This window comes from Neolewinella antarctica (genome assembly GCF_011927835.1).
Classification (GTDB): domain Bacteria; phylum Bacteroidota; class Bacteroidia; order Chitinophagales; family Saprospiraceae; genus Neolewinella; species Neolewinella antarctica.
The window spans coordinates 313,981-335,661 of record NZ_JAATJH010000005.1; the positions used below are offsets into that span (position 1 = coordinate 313,981).

At 50.2% G+C, this 21,681-nt stretch carries 15 protein-coding genes; 7 read left to right on the forward strand and 8 right to left on the reverse strand.

Annotated elements, in window-relative coordinates; translation table 11 throughout:
• The first annotated feature begins 285 nt into the window (after positions 1–285).
• The 3 genes from GGR27_RS15355 (at position 286) to GGR27_RS15365 (ending at position 5,640) form a co-directional block, all read left to right on the forward strand.
• On the forward strand, positions 286–3,228 hold the full coding sequence (locus GGR27_RS15355; RefSeq protein ID WP_168038884.1) for a hypothetical protein: 2,943 nt from the start codon (positions 286–288) through the stop codon (positions 3,226–3,228).
• 202 nt (positions 3,229–3,430) lie between these two features.
• Complete coding sequence (locus GGR27_RS15360; RefSeq protein WP_168038886.1) at positions 3,431–4,150, forward strand: hypothetical protein; 720 nt, start codon at positions 3,431–3,433, stop codon at positions 4,148–4,150.
• Between the two features lie 251 nt (positions 4,151–4,401).
• Positions 4,402–5,640, forward strand: coding sequence for a hypothetical protein (locus GGR27_RS15365; RefSeq protein WP_168038888.1), 1,239 nt, complete (start codon positions 4,402–4,404; stop codon positions 5,638–5,640).
• Between the two features lie 87 nt (positions 5,641–5,727).
• Here the strand turns inward: GGR27_RS15365 and GGR27_RS15370 are convergent, their stop codons facing one another.
• The 8 genes from GGR27_RS15370 to GGR27_RS15405 form a co-directional block, all read right to left on the reverse strand.
• Entirely contained in the window at positions 5,728–6,060 is a 333-nt protein-coding gene (locus GGR27_RS15370; protein ID WP_168038890.1) for a helix-turn-helix domain-containing protein, read from the reverse strand.
• A 244-nt stretch (positions 6,061–6,304) separates the two neighbouring features.
• Positions 6,305–7,054 (reverse strand): LytR/AlgR family response regulator transcription factor, encoded by a 750-nt coding sequence (locus GGR27_RS15375; protein ID WP_168038892.1) that lies wholly within the window; start codon positions 7,052–7,054, stop codon positions 6,305–6,307.
• Positions 7,035–10,163: a sensor histidine kinase gene (locus tag GGR27_RS15380; protein WP_168038894.1), complete on the reverse strand. Its 3,129-nt coding sequence runs from the start codon at positions 10,161–10,163 to the stop codon at positions 7,035–7,037. The genes GGR27_RS15375 and GGR27_RS15380 overlap by 20 nt, the downstream gene beginning before the upstream one ends.
• A gap of 21 nt (positions 10,164–10,184) precedes the next feature.
• Positions 10,185–11,657 (reverse strand): Dyp-type peroxidase, encoded by a 1,473-nt coding sequence (locus GGR27_RS15385; protein WP_168038896.1) that lies wholly within the window; start codon positions 11,655–11,657, stop codon positions 10,185–10,187.
• Entirely contained in the window at positions 11,647–12,342 is a 696-nt protein-coding gene (locus GGR27_RS15390; RefSeq protein WP_168038898.1) for a hypothetical protein, read from the reverse strand. Before GGR27_RS15390 ends, GGR27_RS15385 begins: the two co-directional genes overlap by 11 nt.
• Before the next feature lie 433 nt (positions 12,343–12,775).
• On the reverse strand, positions 12,776–13,147 hold the full coding sequence (locus tag GGR27_RS15395; protein WP_168038900.1) for a hypothetical protein: 372 nt from the start codon (positions 13,145–13,147) through the stop codon (positions 12,776–12,778).
• 70 nt (positions 13,148–13,217) lie between these two features.
• On the reverse strand, positions 13,218–13,439 hold the full coding sequence (locus tag GGR27_RS15400) for a hypothetical protein (RefSeq protein ID WP_168038902.1): 222 nt from the start codon (positions 13,437–13,439) through the stop codon (positions 13,218–13,220).
• A 61-nt stretch (positions 13,440–13,500) separates the two neighbouring features.
• A complete protein-coding gene (locus tag GGR27_RS15405; protein WP_168038904.1) occupies positions 13,501–13,941 on the reverse strand; it encodes an energy transducer TonB in 441 nt (146 codons plus the stop codon).
• 116 nt (positions 13,942–14,057) lie between these two features.
• Here GGR27_RS15405 and GGR27_RS15410 point away from each other — a divergent pair, with 116 nt between their 5' ends.
• From GGR27_RS15410 to GGR27_RS15425, 4 genes are read left to right on the forward strand one after another with little or no spacing between them, the layout of a single operon-like run.
• Complete coding sequence (locus GGR27_RS15410) at positions 14,058–14,780, forward strand: WD40/YVTN/BNR-like repeat-containing protein (protein WP_168038906.1); 723 nt, start codon at positions 14,058–14,060, stop codon at positions 14,778–14,780.
• Positions 14,781–14,814: 34 nt separating this feature from the next.
• Entirely contained in the window at positions 14,815–18,207 is a 3,393-nt protein-coding gene (locus tag GGR27_RS15415; RefSeq protein ID WP_168038908.1) for a sacsin N-terminal ATP-binding-like domain-containing protein, read from the forward strand.
• Between the two features lie 13 nt (positions 18,208–18,220).
• Positions 18,221–18,859: a hypothetical protein gene (locus GGR27_RS15420; protein WP_168038910.1), complete on the forward strand. Its 639-nt coding sequence runs from the start codon at positions 18,221–18,223 to the stop codon at positions 18,857–18,859.
• Between the two features lie 33 nt (positions 18,860–18,892).
• On the forward strand, positions 18,893–21,667 hold the full coding sequence (locus tag GGR27_RS15425; protein ID WP_168038912.1) for a TrlF family AAA-like ATPase: 2,775 nt from the start codon (positions 18,893–18,895) through the stop codon (positions 21,665–21,667).
• The last annotated feature ends 14 nt before the right edge of the window (positions 21,668–21,681 follow it).

The following is a 21,681-nucleotide window of genomic DNA, read 5'->3' on the forward strand; positions in this document are numbered from 1 at the left end:
TTGGTTTTGGTGGAAGTAAGTTACGATGCAAAAATCCGCAACTGCTGATTACGTACAGTCTTGACGCAGGCAGAAGTAGTTTATCTCCCGCCGCACGGCAAAGCACCAAAAAATCTACTACGCTCAACGGCGTATTCTATCCTGAAAGCCCCGCTAAAATTAGCAAAGCGACCACCATCTCGGTAGCTTAGTGGAAGCAACACACCTCAATAACACACTAATCGCGGTATCCGAAAACCACCCCTACGGGAGTGCGGAACCCGTACGTCCAAAAAGAAAAATGTCATGAAACAATTATTACTTTTCACCTTGTCGGCTACGCTTTACGTAGCCAGCCTGACCGGGCAGGGAAAACCTAAGCTCTGGACAAATCTAGACATCGGCAACAACGCCACTACTTCCATTGGCAGCATTTACGGGTTCGGTTCCAACGTCATCGCCACCGCCCGGCAAAACGACCCCGACGCCGGCGACGGGCCTTATTTTCTGATCGACCCCGTGACGGGTAACCGAACTAATCTCGTGGAACCCAACGAAAGCATCACCGAAAACCTCTACGGAACCCGGGACCAGGGGCTGGAAAACCTGGAATTCGTAGAAACGAACGGTGAGTTGTACGCCTTCCGCAACGAACCACCCACGGCCGTGTATCGCTACGAAGATGGCCGCTTCAACACCTTCGTGCAGGGCACCAACCTGCGCTACGAGAACCTCGCGGTCAACAACGGTACCGCCTACATCGTCGCCGCTGACTACGACAACGGGCAATTTTACTTGCTCAGTTCGGACGGGACCGCAGACGGGACCCGTGTTTTGGGGAGCGTCCCCGCGGTCCGGTCCAACCTCAGCAGCGTGAAATGCCAGCTAGAAACAAATGAGACCGGGCTTCTCTTTACCGTCACGGCTAACAGTAATACGGAGCATTTATACGGGTATCAGTTTGCAACCGAAAGCCTGACCGCCATTACTTTTTTGGGGGAAGACGTAGCCCTTTCTAGTAGTGAGTTCTCCGGAAGTGGACAGCGCACCCGCCGTACGCTAGCCTACCACGACGGCCATTATTACTTCTGGGGTTTCAGTTCCGGGGGTTCTCAGTTCCTCAAGATAAACGCCGCGACGTTTGTTGCCGACACTGCGTCGATCCCGCAGCCGGCGGGGTCGGACTTTCGCTTCAGACAAATATTATTTTTGAATTACGGTGATGAACTTATCGCTCAGGTTGACGGCGTCTTCAGTTCCCACCAGTCCCCCCTGGTAAGACTCAATGATGCCGGCGAGTGGGTGCCCTTGCCCGGTAGTACCGAAATCTCCGGCCCGGTAGCTTCCCCTTTCGTACACGACAACGTCGCCTACTTTACCAATGAAACGGGAGACTCTAATTTTGAGCTACTCGCTTACGACGGTGATCGCCTCCGCTCCGTAGCGAGCTACGAGGGAAATTCGCTGAGCTACGAAATCTACCCCGCCGGAGATTGGTTCTTCGTCGCTGAAAACAGTGACTATAACCTCACCTACACCGCGCTCGATCTAACGGCAGGTACTGAGAACCCGCCAAGCATTACCACTAACTGGGACCGGTATTCTGGCCTCGGTGCCGGAACGACGACGACCGTCGGGGAGTCACTCATTTTTTTCGACGACGACGGCGATGGCCTGCGCCGGTGGACTCCTGGCGAAAATCCGGCACCGACAATTATCCCGACGGGTCTTCCCATCATCAATGATTGGGAAGAACCAGTGGTCAATCTTTTGGGCCACGATCCCGTTTCCGAAGACGTAATTGTGTTCGTCGACGAATACGACATCATTGCCATTAGCCAGGGTGGTGAGACAACTAATCTCGACCCCGACGAAGCCTTTAATCTCGATTCAGGTGACAAATTTATTTCCGTGAGTGGTCGCCTTTTCATCCGCGACTTCGACGCCGGCACGTTGGAGCACGTCGCCGGGGCTTTGCGGGAACCGATCTATTCCATCCCCGCCCGCAACTATACCGGGCCGGAACCGGAGCTTTCGTTCATCCAGCAAATCGCCCCGGATCGCTACGTGGCCCAGGTGCTCGGTGATTTGCGCAACGAAACCGGTTCCAACCGGGCTTTCGTCGACGTGGCGGCCGACGCACTTACCGTTACCCTTCTCCCCGGTGACGAGGTAAATGACTTCTTTTTCCTCAGTGTAGGTAATGACCCCGCTTACTTCCAGTCCGCGCAGACCTCTGACGCCGCCGGTACCTACCGACACACCGTGACGGACGCAGACGGGGCGGTCCTCTTCACGTTTACCGATCCGGCGGAGTTTTTTCTGGACGGCGTGGACGATAGCTATTTTTACCTGAAGAGTAGCACCTTCATAGATCAAACGGAGCTACTCGTTTTCAACCGCCTGGGCACCGTGGGGTCACTCGCGGCTACTATTGCTATACCCGACGACTTCGAGGAAGTAAACGACGCCGCCCCACTCGGCGGCAGCCTGCTACTAACCTTGAGGAGAAGTGACGGCCGATCACGCTTCTACCTGGCCCAACCCGCTACCGAGACGCTGGAAGAAATCACTATGGTGTTGGCCGATCCGTTTAACGACCTTACGGGTGGTGCTTTACCCATTACGGGCAGATCCGTTTTTCCGGGTCTTGGCGGCGGGATCGGGCTGGAGCTTTTTGCCAGCGACGGAACCATAGCTGGCACGACGCTGCTGGCCGACATTAACCCCGGAAGCGCCAGGAGCGACCCCGATAATTTCGTGGGTAAGGACGGGTTCGTGTTCTTCAGCGCGACGGGGCCGAGTGGCAATGAATTATACCGCGTCACGCCCGCCGGGACGGTGGAATTGCTGGCCGATATTTTCCCCGGCGTCCGGTCAGGCTCGCCGCGTGATCTGCTGTTTTCGGGTGACGATCTGTTCTTCATGGCCCGTAATCCCGCGGATAAATACGTGGAAGTCTACCAACTGCCGTTAGCCCTCATGACGAGTACGGAAACGTTTGCCACTACGCCGCCGCTAGTTTTTCCTAATCCTGTCGGTCAGGGGACCTGTACCGTTCGCGCGCCGGAGGGGCTGTCCATCAGCCACGTCGAGGTATATGCGGCGGATGGTCGGTCGGTGCTGGCTCGCCGCGTTAGTGATGCTCCTTCGGTCAGTCTTCAGCTCGCCGGCTTGCCCCCCGGTCAGTACTGGCTGCGGACCCGCTATACCGATGGGCGGGTTTCGATCAGTGGGGTAGTTCGCTGATATTCACATAAACCCTGCTTTATTCAATTTTCATTGCACCCGCGTCCGCGACAGAATCAGGTGGGCGCGGCCGCGGGTGCAAGGTTGGGTGGGTGGGGCCATAATTGGTCGTTTCCGGGCTCTTTTTACGCTCATTAGCGTATTGCAGACGCCCCGCCGTAGCGTGAACTTTGGATCAACGCTTAACAACAACCACACCGTCATGAAATTTTCCAAAAGCATACACAATCAATTCACCTTACTGATGGCCTGGCTGACGTTCGCCCTCGCTTTACCGGCCGGGGCGGACGCCCAGACCCAACGCCGGCGGATCGCCGTGGAGATTGGCTACGGCGTGCATCAGGAAGCCATCAATGCCCTGGACGGGTTTGAGGAGGTGGAGTTTTACGAAGCCGCCAAGGAGGTACTCCCCATCACCCTTGGCCTGAATTACCGCTTCACCAAACGAATGTCTCTGTACGCGGACTACACCCAGTCAGCGCATTATTATTCTTTATCCGGGTCAGCGGGCGATCAGCAACAATTCAGCGCGCTCACGTTGGGGATAATGCCCCTCAGCGGATTTTTAGAATTCGGCCTGGGTTACAGCCGATTTAATCGCGAGAATACTATTTTATCCAAAAACGGATCGCAACGCGAGTCGTTAACTTCCGAAACCGTTCACGGGGCGAATATGCGCCTCCGTTTCGATATAAAAATATGCGAAGGCCTGAGCGTTTACGCCGGTGCCATGCTGTACGGCACCCTCCCGGCGAGTGAGACGAATGAGCTCGATGTTTTTGCGAATGGTAACGTCGGGGTGCAGTTTTATTTGCTTGGGAAAGATAAGAAGTACGTTTCGCGTAAGGAGCGGAGGTTGTTGCGGGAGATGCGGCGGGAGCGGGATTTGGAGGAGCTTAGGGAATTAGAGGAGGGAGCGTAAAACACCTGTTTATTTTGTCCATGAGTATCGATAAAAATAAGCTCGTGTAGCTACATAGAGCGACCAATTGTCAGTGCTAACTCTTGGATTAAGTGCTTGGCGGGGTTTGCGTTTAAAGATACGATACGCCTTACGCTCCTTATCGCAAACTGGCACATTTGCTTCGAACTAATACTTATTGGCGATTCTCACATGAGTGGAACGCCCATTATTTTAAACAAAAATCAATCATTTAAAAAAGTAAAAATACCATGAAAACATGCAAACTAATTATAGCTCTCCTCATTGTGCTTCACTGTCTAGTGGCTACGCACGTGATCAAAGCTCAAGATAGCCTTAAAACAAAGGTATCCATCAATGCGTCAGGAGAAAGTGTAGAGATTTTTGCTCTGAAATCTGATACTATAGATACCCACCTAGTAGATTCGAAGATTAGATCAGCAGTGTCTACCATACAATCAGAAATAGGCACGCTAGAATCGAAATTGCAATTTAAATTAGATAGTTTTCTACGCGGTAAAGCAAATGACGATGATGAACTTTATGATAGAAATTATAAGGAAACACTAAATTCAGTTCAACTAGCTTATGCCGCGAAGTTGTTAAATACGGATATTTTGCAAGATATTTCGCAATCAGGTGCTTACAACATCTTGATTAGAATCAACAACCCTGAAAGTAATGAATTAGGCTTTCAATTTTCTGACGTTATCAGTAAGCAAATTGAAGACCAGCTAGTTGGAATGGAGGATTTAAAGAAAGACGACAAAACTATCTTCAAAATAGGATTTAAAAAATTAATTGGTGGTATTTCAAAACTGTTGACCCCTACTTCGTTGGTTGGAAGTGCAATTCAATTCATCTCAAGTTTTGTTCCCGCTAAGGTTAAAGATGCGATTTCTGATCCGATTGGTGAAAAATTTATAGACGATTTTAAATCAGGCATTGATAATTACATAATATATTATCGCACCTTAGACACATACAATGGGCTATTTGAACAGGATCTCAGAAATTTAGTGATTAAATACAGCACAATTGAGCATCGACTTGAGGCGTATATTGATCAAAACGTCGAGCCACTTAATCTCAATGAGAATCAGCCTTTAGCTGATGAGGTAAACTTATATTTTAATTTTGGAAACCAAAAAACTTCATTGAACAAGCAATTGCTAAACAATGATGAGAATATTATTAGAATGTCTAATAACGTGAGTGAGCTACGAAGCATTGTAAGACTGCTGACTGAATTCGTTTCAGATTATGATCGAATTGTATCCAGTAATTTTAACAGAAATCTCGATCTTTTAAAGACAGCCTCTTCACTTCCGGACATAAAGAAAGGGAATATTGATAATTTAATCATTGAGCTTGAATCACGAAAGAAAGGTGGTATTCTTCCTAATCAACAAGTAGTAGCGCAGGGATTTGAGAATAAATTTGATGATAACATAAATGCAGTGCTTGTTTTTGCGAGGGCACTAAATTAGAAAGCGTCATCCATGAACTAGAAATAAAGCTATTCGCCCGAATCTTATCTACCGCCAAATAGTCCGTCAACGTTGCGCCACACCTCATCAAACCAAATCAAAACAAGCCCCCCACCAAACCGCCTCCACCACCGACCGGATCCCCAACTGCCGCCAAATGTTATTCCGATGGGTCCGTACGGTGTGTACCGAGCGGTAGAGCGCCGTTGCGATCTCCTCGTTCGTTTTTCCCCGGACGATTAGGGTGAGTACTTCCCGCTCCCGCCGGGTCAGGTTGTCGAAGCGGTTGCGGTGCTCCCGGGCGAAAGCGCGTTGGCGGCGTAACCGATTGAGCGCGGCCGGGGAAAAACCGGTGGGGGAAGGCTGGCTACCGCTCGTTAGGCTGACTGGCTGGGTAGCGGTTAGGGATTGATCGAACATGGGGGGGAAGTTTGCGGCGCGGCTTTTCGGGCAAGGCTCCGCCCGTCGAATGATTTTTACGTCATTGGACCGCAGCGGCCACCGCCGAATACCAGCCTGATTACTAATTGAGTACGCTAGTAAAGCTAGGCCCCCGGGCCTACTACATTCGGCGTATCACACCCGCCCCGGGTTTCGTGACGGGAAACACGGGTTTCGTGACGGGGCGGCTATCACGATTAACCTTTTTTGGTAATAAAATTGATTACAGTGCCTCCAGCGCCCCTCGGACCTGCCGCGCCTTTTGCGCCGTCAGCACGACTTCCGTGCCGTCTTCCATAATCAGGTAAGGGCCGGTGACGAGCGCCTTTACCCGCCGGAGGTTGACCAGGTTGGACTTGTGGACGAGCATAAAGTGTGGGTACTCCGAAAACTGCTGTTCGTACGTAACCAGCCGCGCCGTTTTGTGGAATTTGCGGCCATCGGCGCAGTGGACGGTCACCAGGCCGTCTGAGGTGCTGAGGCGGAGGATGTCTGCTACGGGGACGAAGAATATACCTTCGCTGTTGGAGATCGTGAGGCGGGTGGGTAGTTGGGTATTCCGGAAATTCTGGAGGGCGACGGTCAGGTCCTTCAGGCGCTCGTCGGCGTTGCGCTGGGCGAAGCGGCGGCGGGCTTTGAGGAGGGCTTCGGCCAGGTCGGTGGATTTGAGGGGCTTGTCGAGGTAATCGAGCGCTTCGAAGGTGAGCGCCAGGCGGCCGTACTGGCTATGGCCGGAAATAAAAATAATCAGGTAACGGCCGGCGTCGATTTGTTCCAGCAGGTCGAAGCCCGTGCCGTCCCCCAGTTCGATATCCAGAAAAAGCAGGTCGGGGGCTTCTCGCTCGATTACGGCGACGCCCCCGGCGACGGAGGTCGCGGTGGCCACGAGGTCCACGCCGGCGTTGGTCAGTTTCAGCATCTGGCCCAGCAGGCGGTGCATTCTGGGGTCGTCATCAATTGCTACGGCGCGCATCTTCGTCGGGGTAGGTTAGCGGTAAATATAGGACGACGAGCGTTCCGGTAGCTTCCCCGGCATCATTTTTCAGGTCGTGAATTTCGTAGCGTGGGGTATTACGCGCGGTCGCGGGCTGGCTACTAGCTAGTTCCATACTTTGTCGGGATGCCAAGTAATTAGAGGAGAGCAAAGCCAGTCGCTTCCGGGTGATGTCTAACGCCCGGGATGTTTGCTTCTTGCTATCCGACCCTGCATTCCCGCGTCCGCGCCCGTCATCTTCTACCTCCGCCACGAGCATATTTTCGGCTTCCCGAAAGCGTAAAGTGACCGTCCCGCCCCCATCCCGGCGGCCGATGCCGTGCCAGATGGCGTTCTCGACGAAGGGCTGGAGGATCATCGTGGGCAGGTAGGTGCTGATGTCGTCGAGCGCCTCGTCCACGTCGACCACGAAGCGGAGGCCGTCGCCGATCCGTTTGCGCTCGGCGGCGACGTACCGGCTGAGCAAGTCCACTTCCCGGTCGAGCCGCGTGAGGGGTTGGGCGGAGCGGTCGAGGATGTCGCGCATCAGTTCGGCGAATACAACGAGGTAATCGTGGGCCTCGACGGGGTTTTGGTCGATGATGTAGTCGTCGATCGAGTTGAGGCTGTTGAAGATGAAGTGAGGGTTCATCTGGAGGCGGAGGACGGACGTTTCCGTTTCCGCGGCGAGGCGTTCGGCTTCGGCGGTGCTGAGCTGGGCGAGCTCGACCTTGCGGAGTTGGCGGTAGCGGAAGTAGAGGATGGCGCCGAGGAGGGTGAGGAAGGTGAGGGTGTAGGCGGCGTAGGCTAGCCAGGTTTGGTGCCAGGGGGGACGGATTGTAAAAGACTTTTTGACGGTATTGGAAGTCCTTACCCCGTCCGAATTAAAACCCCACACGATTAGTTCATAAGTGGCCGGAGCTAGGTTGATAAATTCGATACTAGCCCCCGCTACCCGTTGTTCGTCCGAGTTGGCCGAGCCTTTCAGTACGTAATAATATTCCACCTCTTTCGGGTCCGCAAATTCACCGCAGGCCAGTTGGAACTTTAGCCGATTTTGGTCGTGACCAAAGCTGCTTTCTTCTTCTGTTTTTTGCCCATTAACGAAGGTGTTGACAATGCGGACGTGATTCGCCGGCAGGCTTGGGGAGACGTGGCCGGGCAGGAAAGTATTTACTCCGTGGCTTCCTCCGAAATAGAGCCGGCCATCCGATCCGGTGATACTGGCATTCGCAATGTATTCGGTTCCCTGAAGTCCGTCCGCCAACGTGTACGTTGTCTGCGTATTTGTGGCGGGGTCATAGCCGATGAGGCCCGAGCTACCGGCTAACCATATTCGACCGGACGAATCCACCTCAATACTCACGAAATTTGCTTTCGTGACTTGATTTTCGGCGCGCAATTCCCATCCGCCAACCCGGCGGCTCAGTACGAATAAACCATTGCGCGTAGCCAGGTAAAAAGTAGATCCCCGATGCTGGTATGCTGCGTCCGTAACGGAAGGAAGCATAGAAAAACTGGTATCGATACGACCTGCCGGGACGTCGATGAGGTGAACAGTATCGGAATAAGTCAGGTAGAGCGCCTTACCATTTTCACCGGTAATGATTTCCTTTGGGCGGCGTAGGGTGGGGATCCATGTGTCCAGCGTATCCAGCGTTGAATTCGCAATTACCGGTAAAGAGTCATTTATGGATAAAATAAAATTACCGCTCGGAAGTGGATGCAAGCCGTTATACCCGAAGCCGAAGCGGTAAGGCGCGTCAGCGACGGCGTGTAAGGCTTGCGGGGGTTCGCCAATCCCTTCCGCTACGTAGAGTTTGTCGTAGGAGCCAATCATAAGGCGGCCGGTGGCGGCGTCCTCGTGAAGAAAGGTTTTTTCGTCAAAGGAATTCGTTAGCCCGGCAAGTGGGAATGACCTCGTCTCGTCCTCTTCCCGCAAGGTGTAAAGCTCATGATACAAGGTTAGGAGCCGCTCCCGCGAATCTTGTGCCAGATTGACGACGGGCAGAGACTCTTTATCCGGAGGCGGCAAAAAGTCGAATTTAACCGCCCGTGGGTCCGTGTAAAAGACGCCGTCGTTGAGGGTACTGACCCAGATGACACCTTCTCTGTCCACCGTTAGCCGTGCTGTCTTTGGTTTGAATACTTCCGTACCGCCATCCGCAACGCGGTGCAAAGGACCCATGGACAGCTGTTTGTTCAAGTCAAAAAGGAAGAGGCCGTTATTTTTTGTTGCGACGAGCAATGTGTGCTCCCTGAATTCCGCTTCAATCGGGTCCGCGAAGCCATCCGCAGCTAGAGTGGTGAAGGCTCGCCAGGCACTGGTGTTTACCCCTACCGAGTAGACGGCTTTGTTGGAAACGACGATCAGGCCATCCTTCCGGCGCCACTGTACATCGTTAACGACCTCCCCGACGGGTAAGGAGAAGGACTTACGGAAAGTAGCGGTGTCGTTTTTCCCGTAATCCACGACCCGAAACGCTTCTTCGCCGGGCACGAAGTCCAGTAAACGAACCTTACCGCCGGGCAGGCTCACCATTTTCGCCTTGAAATTTACTTTGATACTGTCCAGCACCGCGTACTTGGAGAAGTCCGCCGTTGGTGTTTTGAACAAATAATCACCCGCACCGAAGTAGAGGTAGTCACCTGGTGTATCGACCCAGGCCCAGTCGTAGTGGTCCGTTAATGGCCGGTTATTGATTTGAACGGTATAGGTAGCGAAGGAGTCGGTTGCGTAGTCGTAACGAGAAATAGATTTTTCGAGCGCGAACCAGATGTGACCGGCGCGGTCCTCGCAAAACTCACTCCAGCCCGTTATTTCGGACGTTAACCCACGGGGGGCGTCACTCTGGTGGTATTGCGTGACGCGGTGGCCGTCGAACCGGTTGAGTCCGGCGAGTGAACTGATCCAAACGTTATCGCGTCGGTCGCGAAAAATGAAGTGGTTGTTTGTGCCGGCGGATAGGCCTTCTTCCTGTCCAAGATGATTGAAGGCGTGAAGCTGGGTTTGGCCTGTTAGCCAAAACGAACCCAGAAAAAGGGATAGGTAAGAAATGAAGCAGCATACTCGGGATAAACATCCTCGTGACAATCGATTCTGCGTCATGACGTACGATAGGCCGGTGTGTTAGTACACTGAAAAAGTACACAAGAAAGCGACTGAGGGAAGATAGAAGTAGTCTCCACCTCTGAAGGTCGTCAAATTTTCCCCTCCGGGCAGGATGAATGGTTTAAGGCTAATTTCCTTTCCCGTTCCCGTGGGTATCTGTAGTTGAGGTTCGGGGCTAATCGCAGGAATTTTTAAGTTTGGATCATTAGGGTTGGATCGGTACGCAATTGCGTCTACGTGAAAAGGAGCCGCCATACGATCAAATAACGGTTCGAATTGATCGTCGATGCTTTTTTGTAGGCTCACGAATAGTAGACCTGCAGTGTTTTCCTCCTGGTACGATATACCACGGCGGACGATTTCTAAATCGTTCTTTTCAGAACCCTGGGGGTTCATTGCCCTTACGTGAGCACCCAGTGGGCAGCGGGCTCCCGCGGGGTCGTCCCGGTAATTAAACGGAAGGTCTTTTCCTTCGGAAGTCCAATACTCGTGGCCAAGGGGCTCCTTACTAATTGCTAAGGGGGTGCCATTCTCGAACCGGCCCATTAGTAGGGCTTTAGCGTAGGATTCAAGACTTTCGTCCTTCTTGGTTGTGACGGTGGGTTTTAGCTGGCCCACTAATGACTCGACGCGCTTTTTCCACTCATCTTGGTGGATTTCTAGCTTTCGAAAGGCCAGATACGTTCCGTAGGTAGGCGCGCCGGAGCTGTATAAGTGCCATCGTTCCTTTACCAAAAGTCTTCTGGCCAAGCTATCCTTATCAGAGATGTCGGAAAAGCCTTCCTGAAAACTTAGCGGCGATTCAGCTTTGTTGGTTGCTGCATTCCTTAACCGCACACCGGCCTGGGTAAACAGAAACCCAATGCCTGGGCTTTTACTCAGTGCGTCGCGTATCTCCGTGGTCTTTTTAACACAAATTTCATCGTCCGAACTAGCTATGGAAATAAACATATCGACCCGGCGGAGGTGCAAGTCAATCTTCTCGTCCCCCGGGCATCCCGAAGGCTGACCCGACTCGCCGGCTTCATTAGTGCCACTCTCTGAATAAAACCAATCACAATCAACGTTACTGCCTCTCTCAGTTTTATGATCTTGCCAAGAATCGCCGTAGTCCTGCAATCGTGCCTGCGATTGTCGCATCCCGTTCCGAAAGCTCCTGTCGATGGTCAGATTTCTTAAAGCGGCTGAATTTAGTAATTGCTCCATCCCTGGGTAGGTAAAGCCAATGTTTATTATCGAAGCACTTTTATAGTTTCCGCCGTCTCTTATGCTTTTTTTATAATTTATCGTATCGAGTTCTTGCTGACTTTGAGAAGTCAAATACTTTTGAGCAATTTTTTTAATTGTTTGCCTCAATTGAGTTTTACCTCCGTCAATTTGCTTAAACCTAATAAATACATAATTTCTATATTTTCTACCATCAGGTTTGAAAATATTTGCCTGTAATAATTCTCCTGGAAGGTTGATTTGAAATCTTTTGCTATTTTTCATGATCCACTTTAATACCCAGCATCACACTGATTGTCTTTTCGTCAAGTTCTGGTAGTCCATTATTTGAGAAAGCTGCTTTGATTTTAGCCCTCGTAATTAACTCTTTACCGCCATTTGTAACTCGGGTCTTAATATTTTCTGTAATTAGGGCAAATGATTCTTCACCCTTTTCTATCTGCTCTTCAATGCTAGATACTACGTCCTTCAATATTTCATCCTCGTTTTTTTTGGCGGGAAAGCTACGCTGGTATTGAGTTTGTGCATATCTAGAGTAGTCATTACACGTTGGAGGATCAGGAGAGAGATCAGCCACGCTACCCCCGCCACCCAAGCATTCCACGAAAATCGCCTGACCTCCTATTCTGGGCTTTTGTCCATTTGGGCATTCGATAATCATGACTTTAGGATAAAGTGGCTCTGTTTTTGCTTCTAGCTTAATTATTGGGACAGATCCTTTTCCAAATTGGTAATGGTTTATTTTGTCAAGGCTATCAAAAATGGCCAATTTAGTGTAGACATCCTTCCATTTTAAGGTGTAATTTGAAAACTGATTCTTGATTCTATCAATAAGCTCATTTTTGTCTGTGTCTTGTAGACTACCCTTGATGATGTCATTGCTATCCACCCCTCCATATGGAGTGTACGAATAGCCGTAAATGCCTTTGTTTAAATAAATAACTGACATATGATTAAATTATAATTTATGTGATGGAAGAGGTTTCGGTAATTACTCCGACTCAATTCAAAAAAAACCTCACCACCCAAACACCCAAACACCCAACCGCCGCCGAGCATCCGCACGATACGAATAGAAAGAAAGCGCCTCAAGCCGATCGCCTAATTGAAATACCCCAGAGCTAACGGGACTAATATTTGACGTTCCCACTCCGATAGCCCTTCGGAGCGGCCGCGACGTGACGTCGCAAAAGTGTGTGTTTGGCGTTACGGACGCTTCCGAACAACTTCCGGGCGTCAGCGCGGGAAAATGGTTCGGGGTCGTTGCCGTTGCTAAAGTAGAAAATTAAATTGGTAAGTGTTGCAACAAGCGACTAATTTATTTTGGAATGTCGGGTTTTATTATCCGGTAGTAAGGGTGCCGTAGGCTAGGGGACGTGGTATTACGCTGGATGGCGTAAAGGATTGGTCGGGTAATAACGAGCCGAATCGGATGAGTAACCAATCCGCATTACTTCCCCCTTGATCTCCACACAAGTTCGCCAACCGAGCTCGACGACCCAAACCCGTTGAAATTGAGCGATGCGCTTCGCTATTTCTTCACCATCTGTAGCATCGGTGACGTACGAGCGTTTCTTGTCAACTACCACCAGCAGTTGACTTCCAGCGAGTTGAGAAAGGTAGGATTTAATTAAACCCATGTTTCTATCTTCAAACGGACCGATATAAATGTATTCGGACTTGTCCCTAACGACTGGCCAGCTCAGTTTGTGGAAAATGTGTTTGAAGCCTCTGTAGATTTGCAGAGAAGTCATAAGTTAATATTGAGTTTTTAATTCAGGCACGTTTCGTTCGGCACGCTCTGTCTGTAACTAACTTACCGCTTTATTTCCCCAACCGATACAACACCTCCTCCCGCACCGCCCCACCCACCAAACAAACCCCGGTGTTCAACACCACCAGCGCCAGCGTCCCCGGCCAGAACCACGCCCCGCCAGCGTACTTCACCATGGCCGCTTCCGCAACCAGGCAGACGCCGAAGCCGATCACGGCCAGGCCGAGGGGCGCGAGGAGGAGCCAGCGTTGGCGGTGGGTTAGGGTGGGCATGGGTAGTTTTATCCTCTAAATAATTGTGCTTACAGAAGGTTTAGCCAGGTAATGTTTGAGTTCAGTGCAACACAAATTTGATTGGCCAGTTAAACGTCACGGCGGCCCGGCGACCCCGGTGAATTCCACCAGGAGACCATACGGGATAGCGCTCGAAAAGTAGGTTGGTCACGCGCCAAACCTCCTCAGTGCTCGGGCCACCAAGGTCACGAACTATTTTGGGATCAACTAAGCTACCTGTCTTGTCGACCGTGATTTGAACGACGGCAATACCTTGCCCGCACCAGTCCGGAGCGGGCCAACGGAGGTTACTTTCAAGAAAAGATTTAAGGTTATCACCAGAACACTTGCTCCACTGAGCGGCCGGTAGTATCTCGCAACCGGGGAAGGCGGGCATTTCTTCCCACGTACCGACGAGTTGCTCCCGGGCTGGAGGCGGTAAGCTATCGGATTTCGGGACGGAAAATGGTAGTGTAAGCAGCGCAAGCAGGAGATAAGTCACAAAAAATAGTTTCTCATAAGATGTCTTTGTTTTCAAAGTTGGTGTACCAGGCCAGACTGAAGTAATCCGTTACCCACCATTCCCTATCTTGCCCCACCAACCACTAAGCCTAGCCCATGCGCCACCTCTACCTTGCCTTCATAACTATCCTTTGCACCAGCGCCAGCGCCCAACTGAACGCCCAACAAAACCCCGACCACTGGCAAGCCCTAGCCCCCCGCAACATCGGCCCCGCCGGCATGTCGGGCCGCGTAACGTCCATCGACGTGCACCCCCGGGACCGCGACAACATCTACGTCGGCACGGCCAGCGGCGGACTGTGGCAGAGTAAGAACGGCGGCACGAGTTTTACGCCGATTTTTGACGACAACCGCTACCTCAGCATCGGCGCCGTGGCTGTTTCTGACGCCAACCCGAGCGTGATTTGGGCGGGCACCGGCGAGGGCAACCCGCGGAACTCGGCGAACTACGGCGGCGGCATTTATAAGTCGCTCGACGGTGGCGCGACCTGGAAACACATGGGCCTCGAAAAGACGCGCCACATCCACCGCGTGCTGCCGCACCCGACCGACCCGGACGTCGCCTACGTCGGCGCGATGGGCAACATGTGGGCCCCGAACGAGGAACGCGGCGTGTACAAAACGACCGACGGCGGCGTGACCTGGGACCGTATATTGTACGTCAACGAAGGCACCGGCATCGCTGAAATGGTGATGGACCCAAGTAACCCGAATAAGCTCATCGCCGCGACCTGGACCTTCGACCGCGACCCCGACTACTTCAACTCCGGCGGCACCGGCTCCGGCATCTGGGTGAGCCACGACGGCGGTAAAAGCTGATGATTATATTCCAATTAGTAAAAATATTGAGCAGATGAACCAAACCCCATATAAACAAACACCAAAATTTTCCGACGACCCAGAAGAAATTCAACGCTATAATAATAAGAAACAAGCAGCGGATAAAATTCGACAGATACTATCGCAGGTAAGAAACAAACCCGCCGATTCAGCGAGACGGTGGATCTGGGAGCTTATACAAAACGCTAAAGATATTCCAACGCGAGGTGATAGGCGGCGAACGATGCGCGTTGATTACGATGGCAACAAAATTGTCTTTAGTCATAATGCTGAGCCCTTCAGTATGTACAACTTGAATAGCTTAGTCCAACAAGTCTCTGGAAAGAGTTCTACCAATAATGACGAAGCAGTAACGGGTAAGTTTGGAACCGGCTTTATTGCTACCCACTTACTGAGCCCTATAATTCAGGTCTCCGGGCCTATACTATTTAATGATACCCAGATAGTTAAGCGGGTCAACGTTGAGTTAGATAGGTCTGGGGAGTCGTCCGAAGAATTGATGGAAAAAATTGGCTTCGCTCTTGATCGGATTTCTAGGAAAGATGACCCAGAAGTTTTTGCCCCGTTTGAAAATATCAACCGCTTAAACGATCCTTCCTATTTGGGGACATCATTTACGTATCCACTTACTTCTGATGGTGCCGTCAGAGCGGCGGAAGATGGGTTAGCGGACGTTGCCGCTACCTTACCCGTGGCTTTGATCGGCAATGCCAGCCTAATTGAGAAAGTAGTAATCAATGATCGGGGGCAAGAAACAGTCTACACGGTTAGCTCTCCTGAGCAAAAAGGTTGCGGAATCAATTTAGCAACCATCGTAATTACGCAAAATGGATGCCAACCAAACGCGCAATCTTTCTACTATACGAAAGGTGCGTTTGGTGAAAAAGATTTAGGAATTTCTCTGTACGCGCCATTTGCTGATGGTGCCGCGAAGAACTTGGTTGCAAAACCTACAACCACCCCCTTTCTATATCGTGACTTTCCGCTCATCGGCTCGGAAACGTTCAATTTCCCCTTCATAATTAACGGTAAAAATCTAAATCCTACTGAGGACCGGGCAGATATCGTCATCCATTCCGAGGAAGATAAAGAAGCTAAAAAGAACCGAAGGCAAATAGAACAAGCTTTTGAACTGGCCCGGAAATTCACACTTGGACTCATCGATCTGGACGTCTCGGACAGGTTTAAGTTAGCGTTCACGAGATTGCCCAAAACCTTGGCGGCCACCAAAAAAGAGAAACATCGATGGGATTCAAGAACTTGGTACGAAGCGCTACAAGAGCAGCACCGAGCCTTTTTATTTGATCTTCCGCTTGTCAGGTGTGCTGATAGTAAATATCGTGCCCTGCGAAATATTCTACTGCCTAAGTTCGGTGCGAAAGATGAAGTTAAAAAAGCGTTCTACGATTTGGCAGCGCAGTTTCTCGGGCATGATACCGTACCTGCAAAGGAAGAATTGCTGGATTGGCACGAAATGCTTGGTCCCGAAAGCGAAAACAACTGGCCGGAAACCGTTGATTTTGACCTGAAGGATCTGTTCGTAGAAGTACAAAAGGAAAAAAATCTACTTCAATTATCTCAAAGTTTAGGCGGAGAAGATAGTGCGGTAGCGTGGGTAAAAGATTTGCTGGCCTTTGCGCATGAGCATAACGAAACAGCCTTGCTTAAGGAATACGCCGTGCTTCCCAACATTTATGGCCGTTTCAAAAAGCAAGTCGTTGGTCAACTCTTTAAGCAAGATGAGCAAGATATATTAACCGACTTTTTCCTGGATCGGCTAAAAGAAGTTTACAGCCAGAATGTAATCAATTGGCGAACGAGCATTATAGATCGGCGCTTTACTGAACTACCCTTCTTAGAAAGCACCCGTAGCCTTACTGACTTATCTCAAGAACTCAATGACAAGCTTAAACCTATTTTAAGCACTACTGGCAGTTTTAACTATAAGTTCTTAAAAAGGGGCGACGAGGGGCGCCAATTTGTTTTCCAACTTTTAAAAGCGAAAACCACTAACCAGTCGGAGGACAGCTTCCGATTCAAACTACTTACTCACCTCAACAGACTTTACGGCGAAGAAAATCACCGGATTGAAGTAGAAAACATAAACTCATTCAAATTTGAAATAGCGCTTAAGCTGGCTATTTGTTTTGCCAATCGCGATATACAACGAGCAACAAACATCAACGGCCTCGCGGAGAAAATGGGTGCAGATGATGCCGAAGCAATGCAATGGCTTAACGCGTACTATAAGTTGTTGCAAGGGCCGGGTGGATACGCTGACGAAATTAATCGCGGAAAAATAGTCCCGGACTTATACGGGGACTTCCACAAATGGGATGACCTTGAGGACCCCGGAACGGACGACGCTCGCTTACCCGAAGAACTGATCGACGTACTCGCCGAGCTAAACCCACGAAAGGACTGGCGTGGAGACCTCATGTCGTACGAAGTGGAAGTGCGCAGGAACAACGCAAGATCATTCGCTCAGCTTAGTGAAGAGTTGGCTGCGGAAGTGCGAGCCGTACAGGATGACTTAGCAAACGGCAATACGAATATCCTGAATGAGAAAGCGACCCCACTCAGCACCCTGATTGATTGGTGCGTAGCTAATGCCCCTTTAGCGGAAAAACACCTAAGCTCTTTCAAGCAAAACCGGGTTAGTCTGTCTTTCGCTCTGACCGTAGGTAACACGAATATTCGAATACAGGATATCCGCCTACTTGGTGAAGAAGGCACCATTGAGATTCTACAAACGATCGATAAATCGGGGCTAAAGAACGAACAGGTGCAAGAATTGCTGGCAACCGTGAATGCCAACAACTTTGCGAGTATCATTAAACAAGCAAAGGGAATCAAGGCCGAAGCGGACCACAAAGCGAAGATGCTGCAAATGGGGCAGGACATCGAGAAAGTTATTCAGGAAGCCTTAAATACTAACGCCCCCGGCCTTACCGCCTCCCGCCCAAACCAAGGTAAAGGCAACCACGACATCCTCGTGACTAACAGCCTGACCGGTAAAACTTGCCGCATCGAAGTAAAATCATATGCGAGCCATAAGGGACAATATCTGCGGTTCGCGCCCAGTCAGGCTGATGCCGCCGTGCAAAACAGTGATGACTTCATTATTAGTATGATACCGATTCAAGATTACACAAAAGAAGTTTCACAGGAGTACATCGCGGTGAATTTATTCAGTTGTCATCAAGTTGGCGATCTCTTTGAAACAGGGATGGAAGATTATCGTACTCACCAAATAATCAGAAAGCGGGGTGGCGTATCTACGTTGTATCTAGACTTACTTGGGGAAGAACGTATTGAGGTCTCCGGCGATGAACTTAGAAAACGATCCGTGGATCTAGCCGAACTAGTAACGCATCTACGGAAGACAACAAGCGTAACTTTTTAAAGCACAAAAAACTATGGCAACTTTTGACGCACAATTCGTTCAGGACTTTTACAAAATGGTATTCGGGGATCACTATCCGGTTAAGCTATCTGAATTTATCCCGGATTTAGTTAACCGTGACTATAACTTGATGACCAAAACGGATACGATTGATTCGCTGCGCGAACACAACTACGCCAAATTCGCCGATGACGACATCCTCAATTTCTGGACGACCGTGGACAACCGGGACCGGCGGATGAAGCTCTTCGGTGGTTTCCAAAAAGCCTGCTACCCGCACTACAAATTCGATACTGCCCAGGAACAGACCATCGCCCGAATCTGCGAGGCGGACCCGGCGGTAGAAAAGTGGTTGCGGCCGGCGCTGGGCCAGCTCCGACTGTATTGGGACAATAACCGGCGGGAGTACAGCCCGGACTTTCTGATTGGAACTACGGACGGTCTCTACCTGCTTGAGCCGAAGATGCGGCGGGATATGGAGGCTAATGATGTGCTCGCTAAGGCGCGGACGGCGGTGGAGTACTGCGCGCCGGCCAGTGCGTACACCGCGGCGCACGGGGGGGAATCCTGGGACTACGTACTGATCCCGCACGACCGGACTTCGGCTAATGCTTCGATAGCGGGTTTGGTGGGGGAGTTTGTGGTTGCATAGATTTTTCAAAATTTTTAAAACATTGTGTTGATCATGAAAAGATACGAACGAGGGGCGGAGTGGCGCCGGTGGGATTTACATATTCATACACCAGAGACGAATAAAAACCCACAATTCGAAGGGGAGACGAACGAGGCGAAGTGGACACGGTATGTGAAGGATATCAACGAGTATCCATCTACGATCGCGGTTATCGGCATTACGGATTACTTCTCGGTGGAGAACTACTTTAAGTTTAAGGCACGGTGGGAAGCTGGAGATTTGGCGGAATCGGGGATTGAGTGTGTGATTCCGAACGTGGAATTACGCCTGTCACCTGTTACGGGAGGCGGGCAAGCGCTAAACCTGCACTGCTTATTTGATCCGGTAATAGATCATGAAATTGAGCGGCGGTTTTTAGCAAAACTAAAGTTTAAGGATGGCGAAAAAGTATACGATGCGACCCGAGCGTCGTTAGTCGCGCTTGGCCGAGCGTATAAAGGGGAAGATTATCAAGAATTAGGCGCTTATATAGAAGGAGTTAATCAATTCGTCGTATCTCACGACAGCTTATATACACTGTTTGAAGAAGATATGGACTTGCGCAAACAATGTCTAATCGTTGTCGCTAATGGTAATGACGGGGCAAGTGGAGTAAGGCGACACTCTGATTTTTTAACTAATGAGCAAAGCACTAGCCTTGATACGCTAGTAACCAGCCTATATAAAAAAGCAGACGCGGTATTCTCAAGTTCAATTACGGACCGGAATTATTTTTTAGGCAAAAAAGACGAACGACATAGTCCGGCTATAATTCTTGAAAAGCATAAGTCGTTGATGCCCTGTCTACACGGCTGTGATGCCCACGACAGTAACAAGATTTTTGAGCCTACAAACAAACGCTACTGCTGGATCAAGGCCGATCCAAATTTCAACGGTCTCCGTCAGGTAATCTACGAGCCGGAAACCCGCGTCCACATAGGTGAACTATGTCCGGAATCTCCTGCGCCCCGGCAGCAAATCGAGGAAGTCCTCATCCACCACGATGACATGGTTAATACCCGGATCAAGTTCAACCCGCAACTTACTTGTATCATAGGCGGGCGGAGTACGGGTAAGAGTGCCTTGCTGGCAGGCATCGCGAAGAAACTACTACCTGCGGAGAAAGCTAAGCCTAATAATGATAGATACAATGATTTCATAGCTAAGCTGGCGGACGGTATGTCTGTCCGCTGGGCCGACGGCGTAGAAAACAACGAGCGGGAGATTGAATTTTTCTACCAGGGGTACATGGAACAGTATAGCCGTAGTCCGAAAAAATTTGACGACCTCGTCCAGGGCATCGTCACGACGGGACTTGATCGTGATCCCGTAGCGACCTTCCGCAATTTCAAATCAGTCAACAGCGCGGAGATACTGGAAAAACTTAAAGAACTCGAACTGCTTCGCAAAAAAACGAAAGAGAAACTGGCGGAACGGAAGACGATCGGAGATATCGCCGGAATAGATAAGGAAATTGAACGGTTGATTACCCGTCGGGACGCGGCACGGGCATCCCAGAGCATGTCCGAAGAAGAATACGGTAAATACCAGGAGCTAAGCGGTGAACTCAGGAAGATCGCTCAACGCGAAGAAGTGATCGAACGCGATCAGGTGCGCCTCGGAACCTTAGGGAGTCCTGCGGTACGCAGCCCAGACGTAATCGACTTTTCGGAACCGACCCGAACTACCTTGGGAAAAGCTATTGCGGATGCCGAAGTGGAAGTAAACCGTATTTGGGCGGAGGCACTGGCGAAAGTACGAGCTGAAAGTGCGAAGGAAACTGCCGCTATTACCGAAAGAAGGAACGATATTGGAGCGAACCCGCTCCATGTCCAAGGCAAACGCATGACTGAAGAAAACGCTGAACTCGAACGCATCGAAAAAGCATTAGCCGTACAGCAGGACGCCAAACTACAATTTAATCAAGTGACGGCGGAGATGATTGAAATTACCGCCCGGGAATCCTTACTGCGCCGGGAAATACTTGACCTAAACTACAAATTCTACGACGAAGCAAAGCGATTAAGCGCGGAACTAACGACATCTTTAAGCGGGGGGAGCCTACGAATTGAAGCTTACCCGCGGCTACTACTAAAAAAGTACAACGAAGATTTAGATTATGGCATCAACCTTAAAAGTCAGGAGCGTAAGGATTTGGCAGTTTTTGAGCCGTCAACGGCAACCGAGGAAGCGGACTACAAAGCCGAGATCAGGGAAAAATTCGACCGCGTCCTTAAGAACGAAATCGTACTAAAGAATCAACAGTCAGCCTTTTCCTTTCTTCGTAAAATAATCGGTGAGTGCTACGTCAAAATTTCTTATCACGTTAGGTACGAAGGGGATGAATATGCGATGATGTCCGAAGGTAAACAAGCCTTTGTCGTTCTTCGGCTACTGCTGGATTACAGTGATAAAAAATGCCCGATACTGATCGACCAGCCAGAAGACGACCTGGACAATCGTGCTATTTATACTGATTTGGTCAGCTATCTAAAAAAGACAAAATTGGAACGCCAGGTTATTGTCGTGACCCATAATCCTAATATCGTAGTTGGTACTGATGCGGAGTTAGTCATTGTAGCTAATCAACACGGTATTAACGCGCCAAATCAAAATAGCAAGAAGTTTGCCTATCTTCCTGGTAGCATCGAACATACAAAAGAACTCGACTTTAAGACTCCAACTGCTCTACAAAGACAGGGTATTAAAGAACACATTTGTGAAGTACTAGAAGGAGGTGTCGAAGCTTTCAAAACACGCGAAAAGCGATACCGTCTACACAGTTGAATGAAATAAATGTC

Excerpts from the sequence above, each read along its gene's own strand:
- GGR27_RS15420 (WP_168038910.1), top strand. The coding sequence starts at position 18,221 with ATGGCAACTTTTGACGCACAATTCGTTCAGGACTTTTACAAAATGGTA.
- GGR27_RS15355 (WP_168038884.1), top strand. The coding sequence starts at position 286 with ATGAAACAATTATTACTTTTCACCTTGTCGGCTACGCTTTACGTAGCC.
- GGR27_RS15380 (WP_168038894.1), bottom strand. The coding sequence starts at position 10,163 with ATGACGCAGAATCGATTGTCACGAGGATGTTTATCCCGAGTATGCTGC.
- GGR27_RS15395 (WP_168038900.1), bottom strand. The coding sequence starts at position 13,147 with ATGACTTCTCTGCAAATCTACAGAGGCTTCAAACACATTTTCCACAAA.
- GGR27_RS15365 (WP_168038888.1), top strand. The coding sequence starts at position 4,402 with ATGAAAACATGCAAACTAATTATAGCTCTCCTCATTGTGCTTCACTGT.
- GGR27_RS15370 (WP_168038890.1), bottom strand. The coding sequence starts at position 6,060 with ATGTTCGATCAATCCCTAACCGCTACCCAGCCAGTCAGCCTAACGAGC.
- GGR27_RS15410 (WP_168038906.1), top strand. The coding sequence starts at position 14,058 with ATGCGCCACCTCTACCTTGCCTTCATAACTATCCTTTGCACCAGCGCC.
- GGR27_RS15375 (WP_168038892.1), bottom strand. The coding sequence starts at position 7,054 with ATGCGCGCCGTAGCAATTGATGACGACCCCAGAATGCACCGCCTGCTG.
- GGR27_RS15425 (WP_168038912.1), top strand. The coding sequence starts at position 18,893 with ATGAAAAGATACGAACGAGGGGCGGAGTGGCGCCGGTGGGATTTACAT.
- GGR27_RS15360 (WP_168038886.1), top strand. The coding sequence starts at position 3,431 with ATGAAATTTTCCAAAAGCATACACAATCAATTCACCTTACTGATGGCC.
- GGR27_RS15385 (WP_168038896.1), bottom strand. The coding sequence starts at position 11,657 with ATGAAAAATAGCAAAAGATTTCAAATCAACCTTCCAGGAGAATTATTA.
- GGR27_RS15415 (WP_168038908.1), top strand. The coding sequence starts at position 14,815 with ATGAACCAAACCCCATATAAACAAACACCAAAATTTTCCGACGACCCA.
- GGR27_RS15400 (WP_168038902.1), bottom strand. The coding sequence starts at position 13,439 with ATGCCCACCCTAACCCACCGCCAACGCTGGCTCCTCCTCGCGCCCCTC.
- GGR27_RS15390 (WP_168038898.1), bottom strand. The coding sequence starts at position 12,342 with ATGTCAGTTATTTATTTAAACAAAGGCATTTACGGCTATTCGTACACT.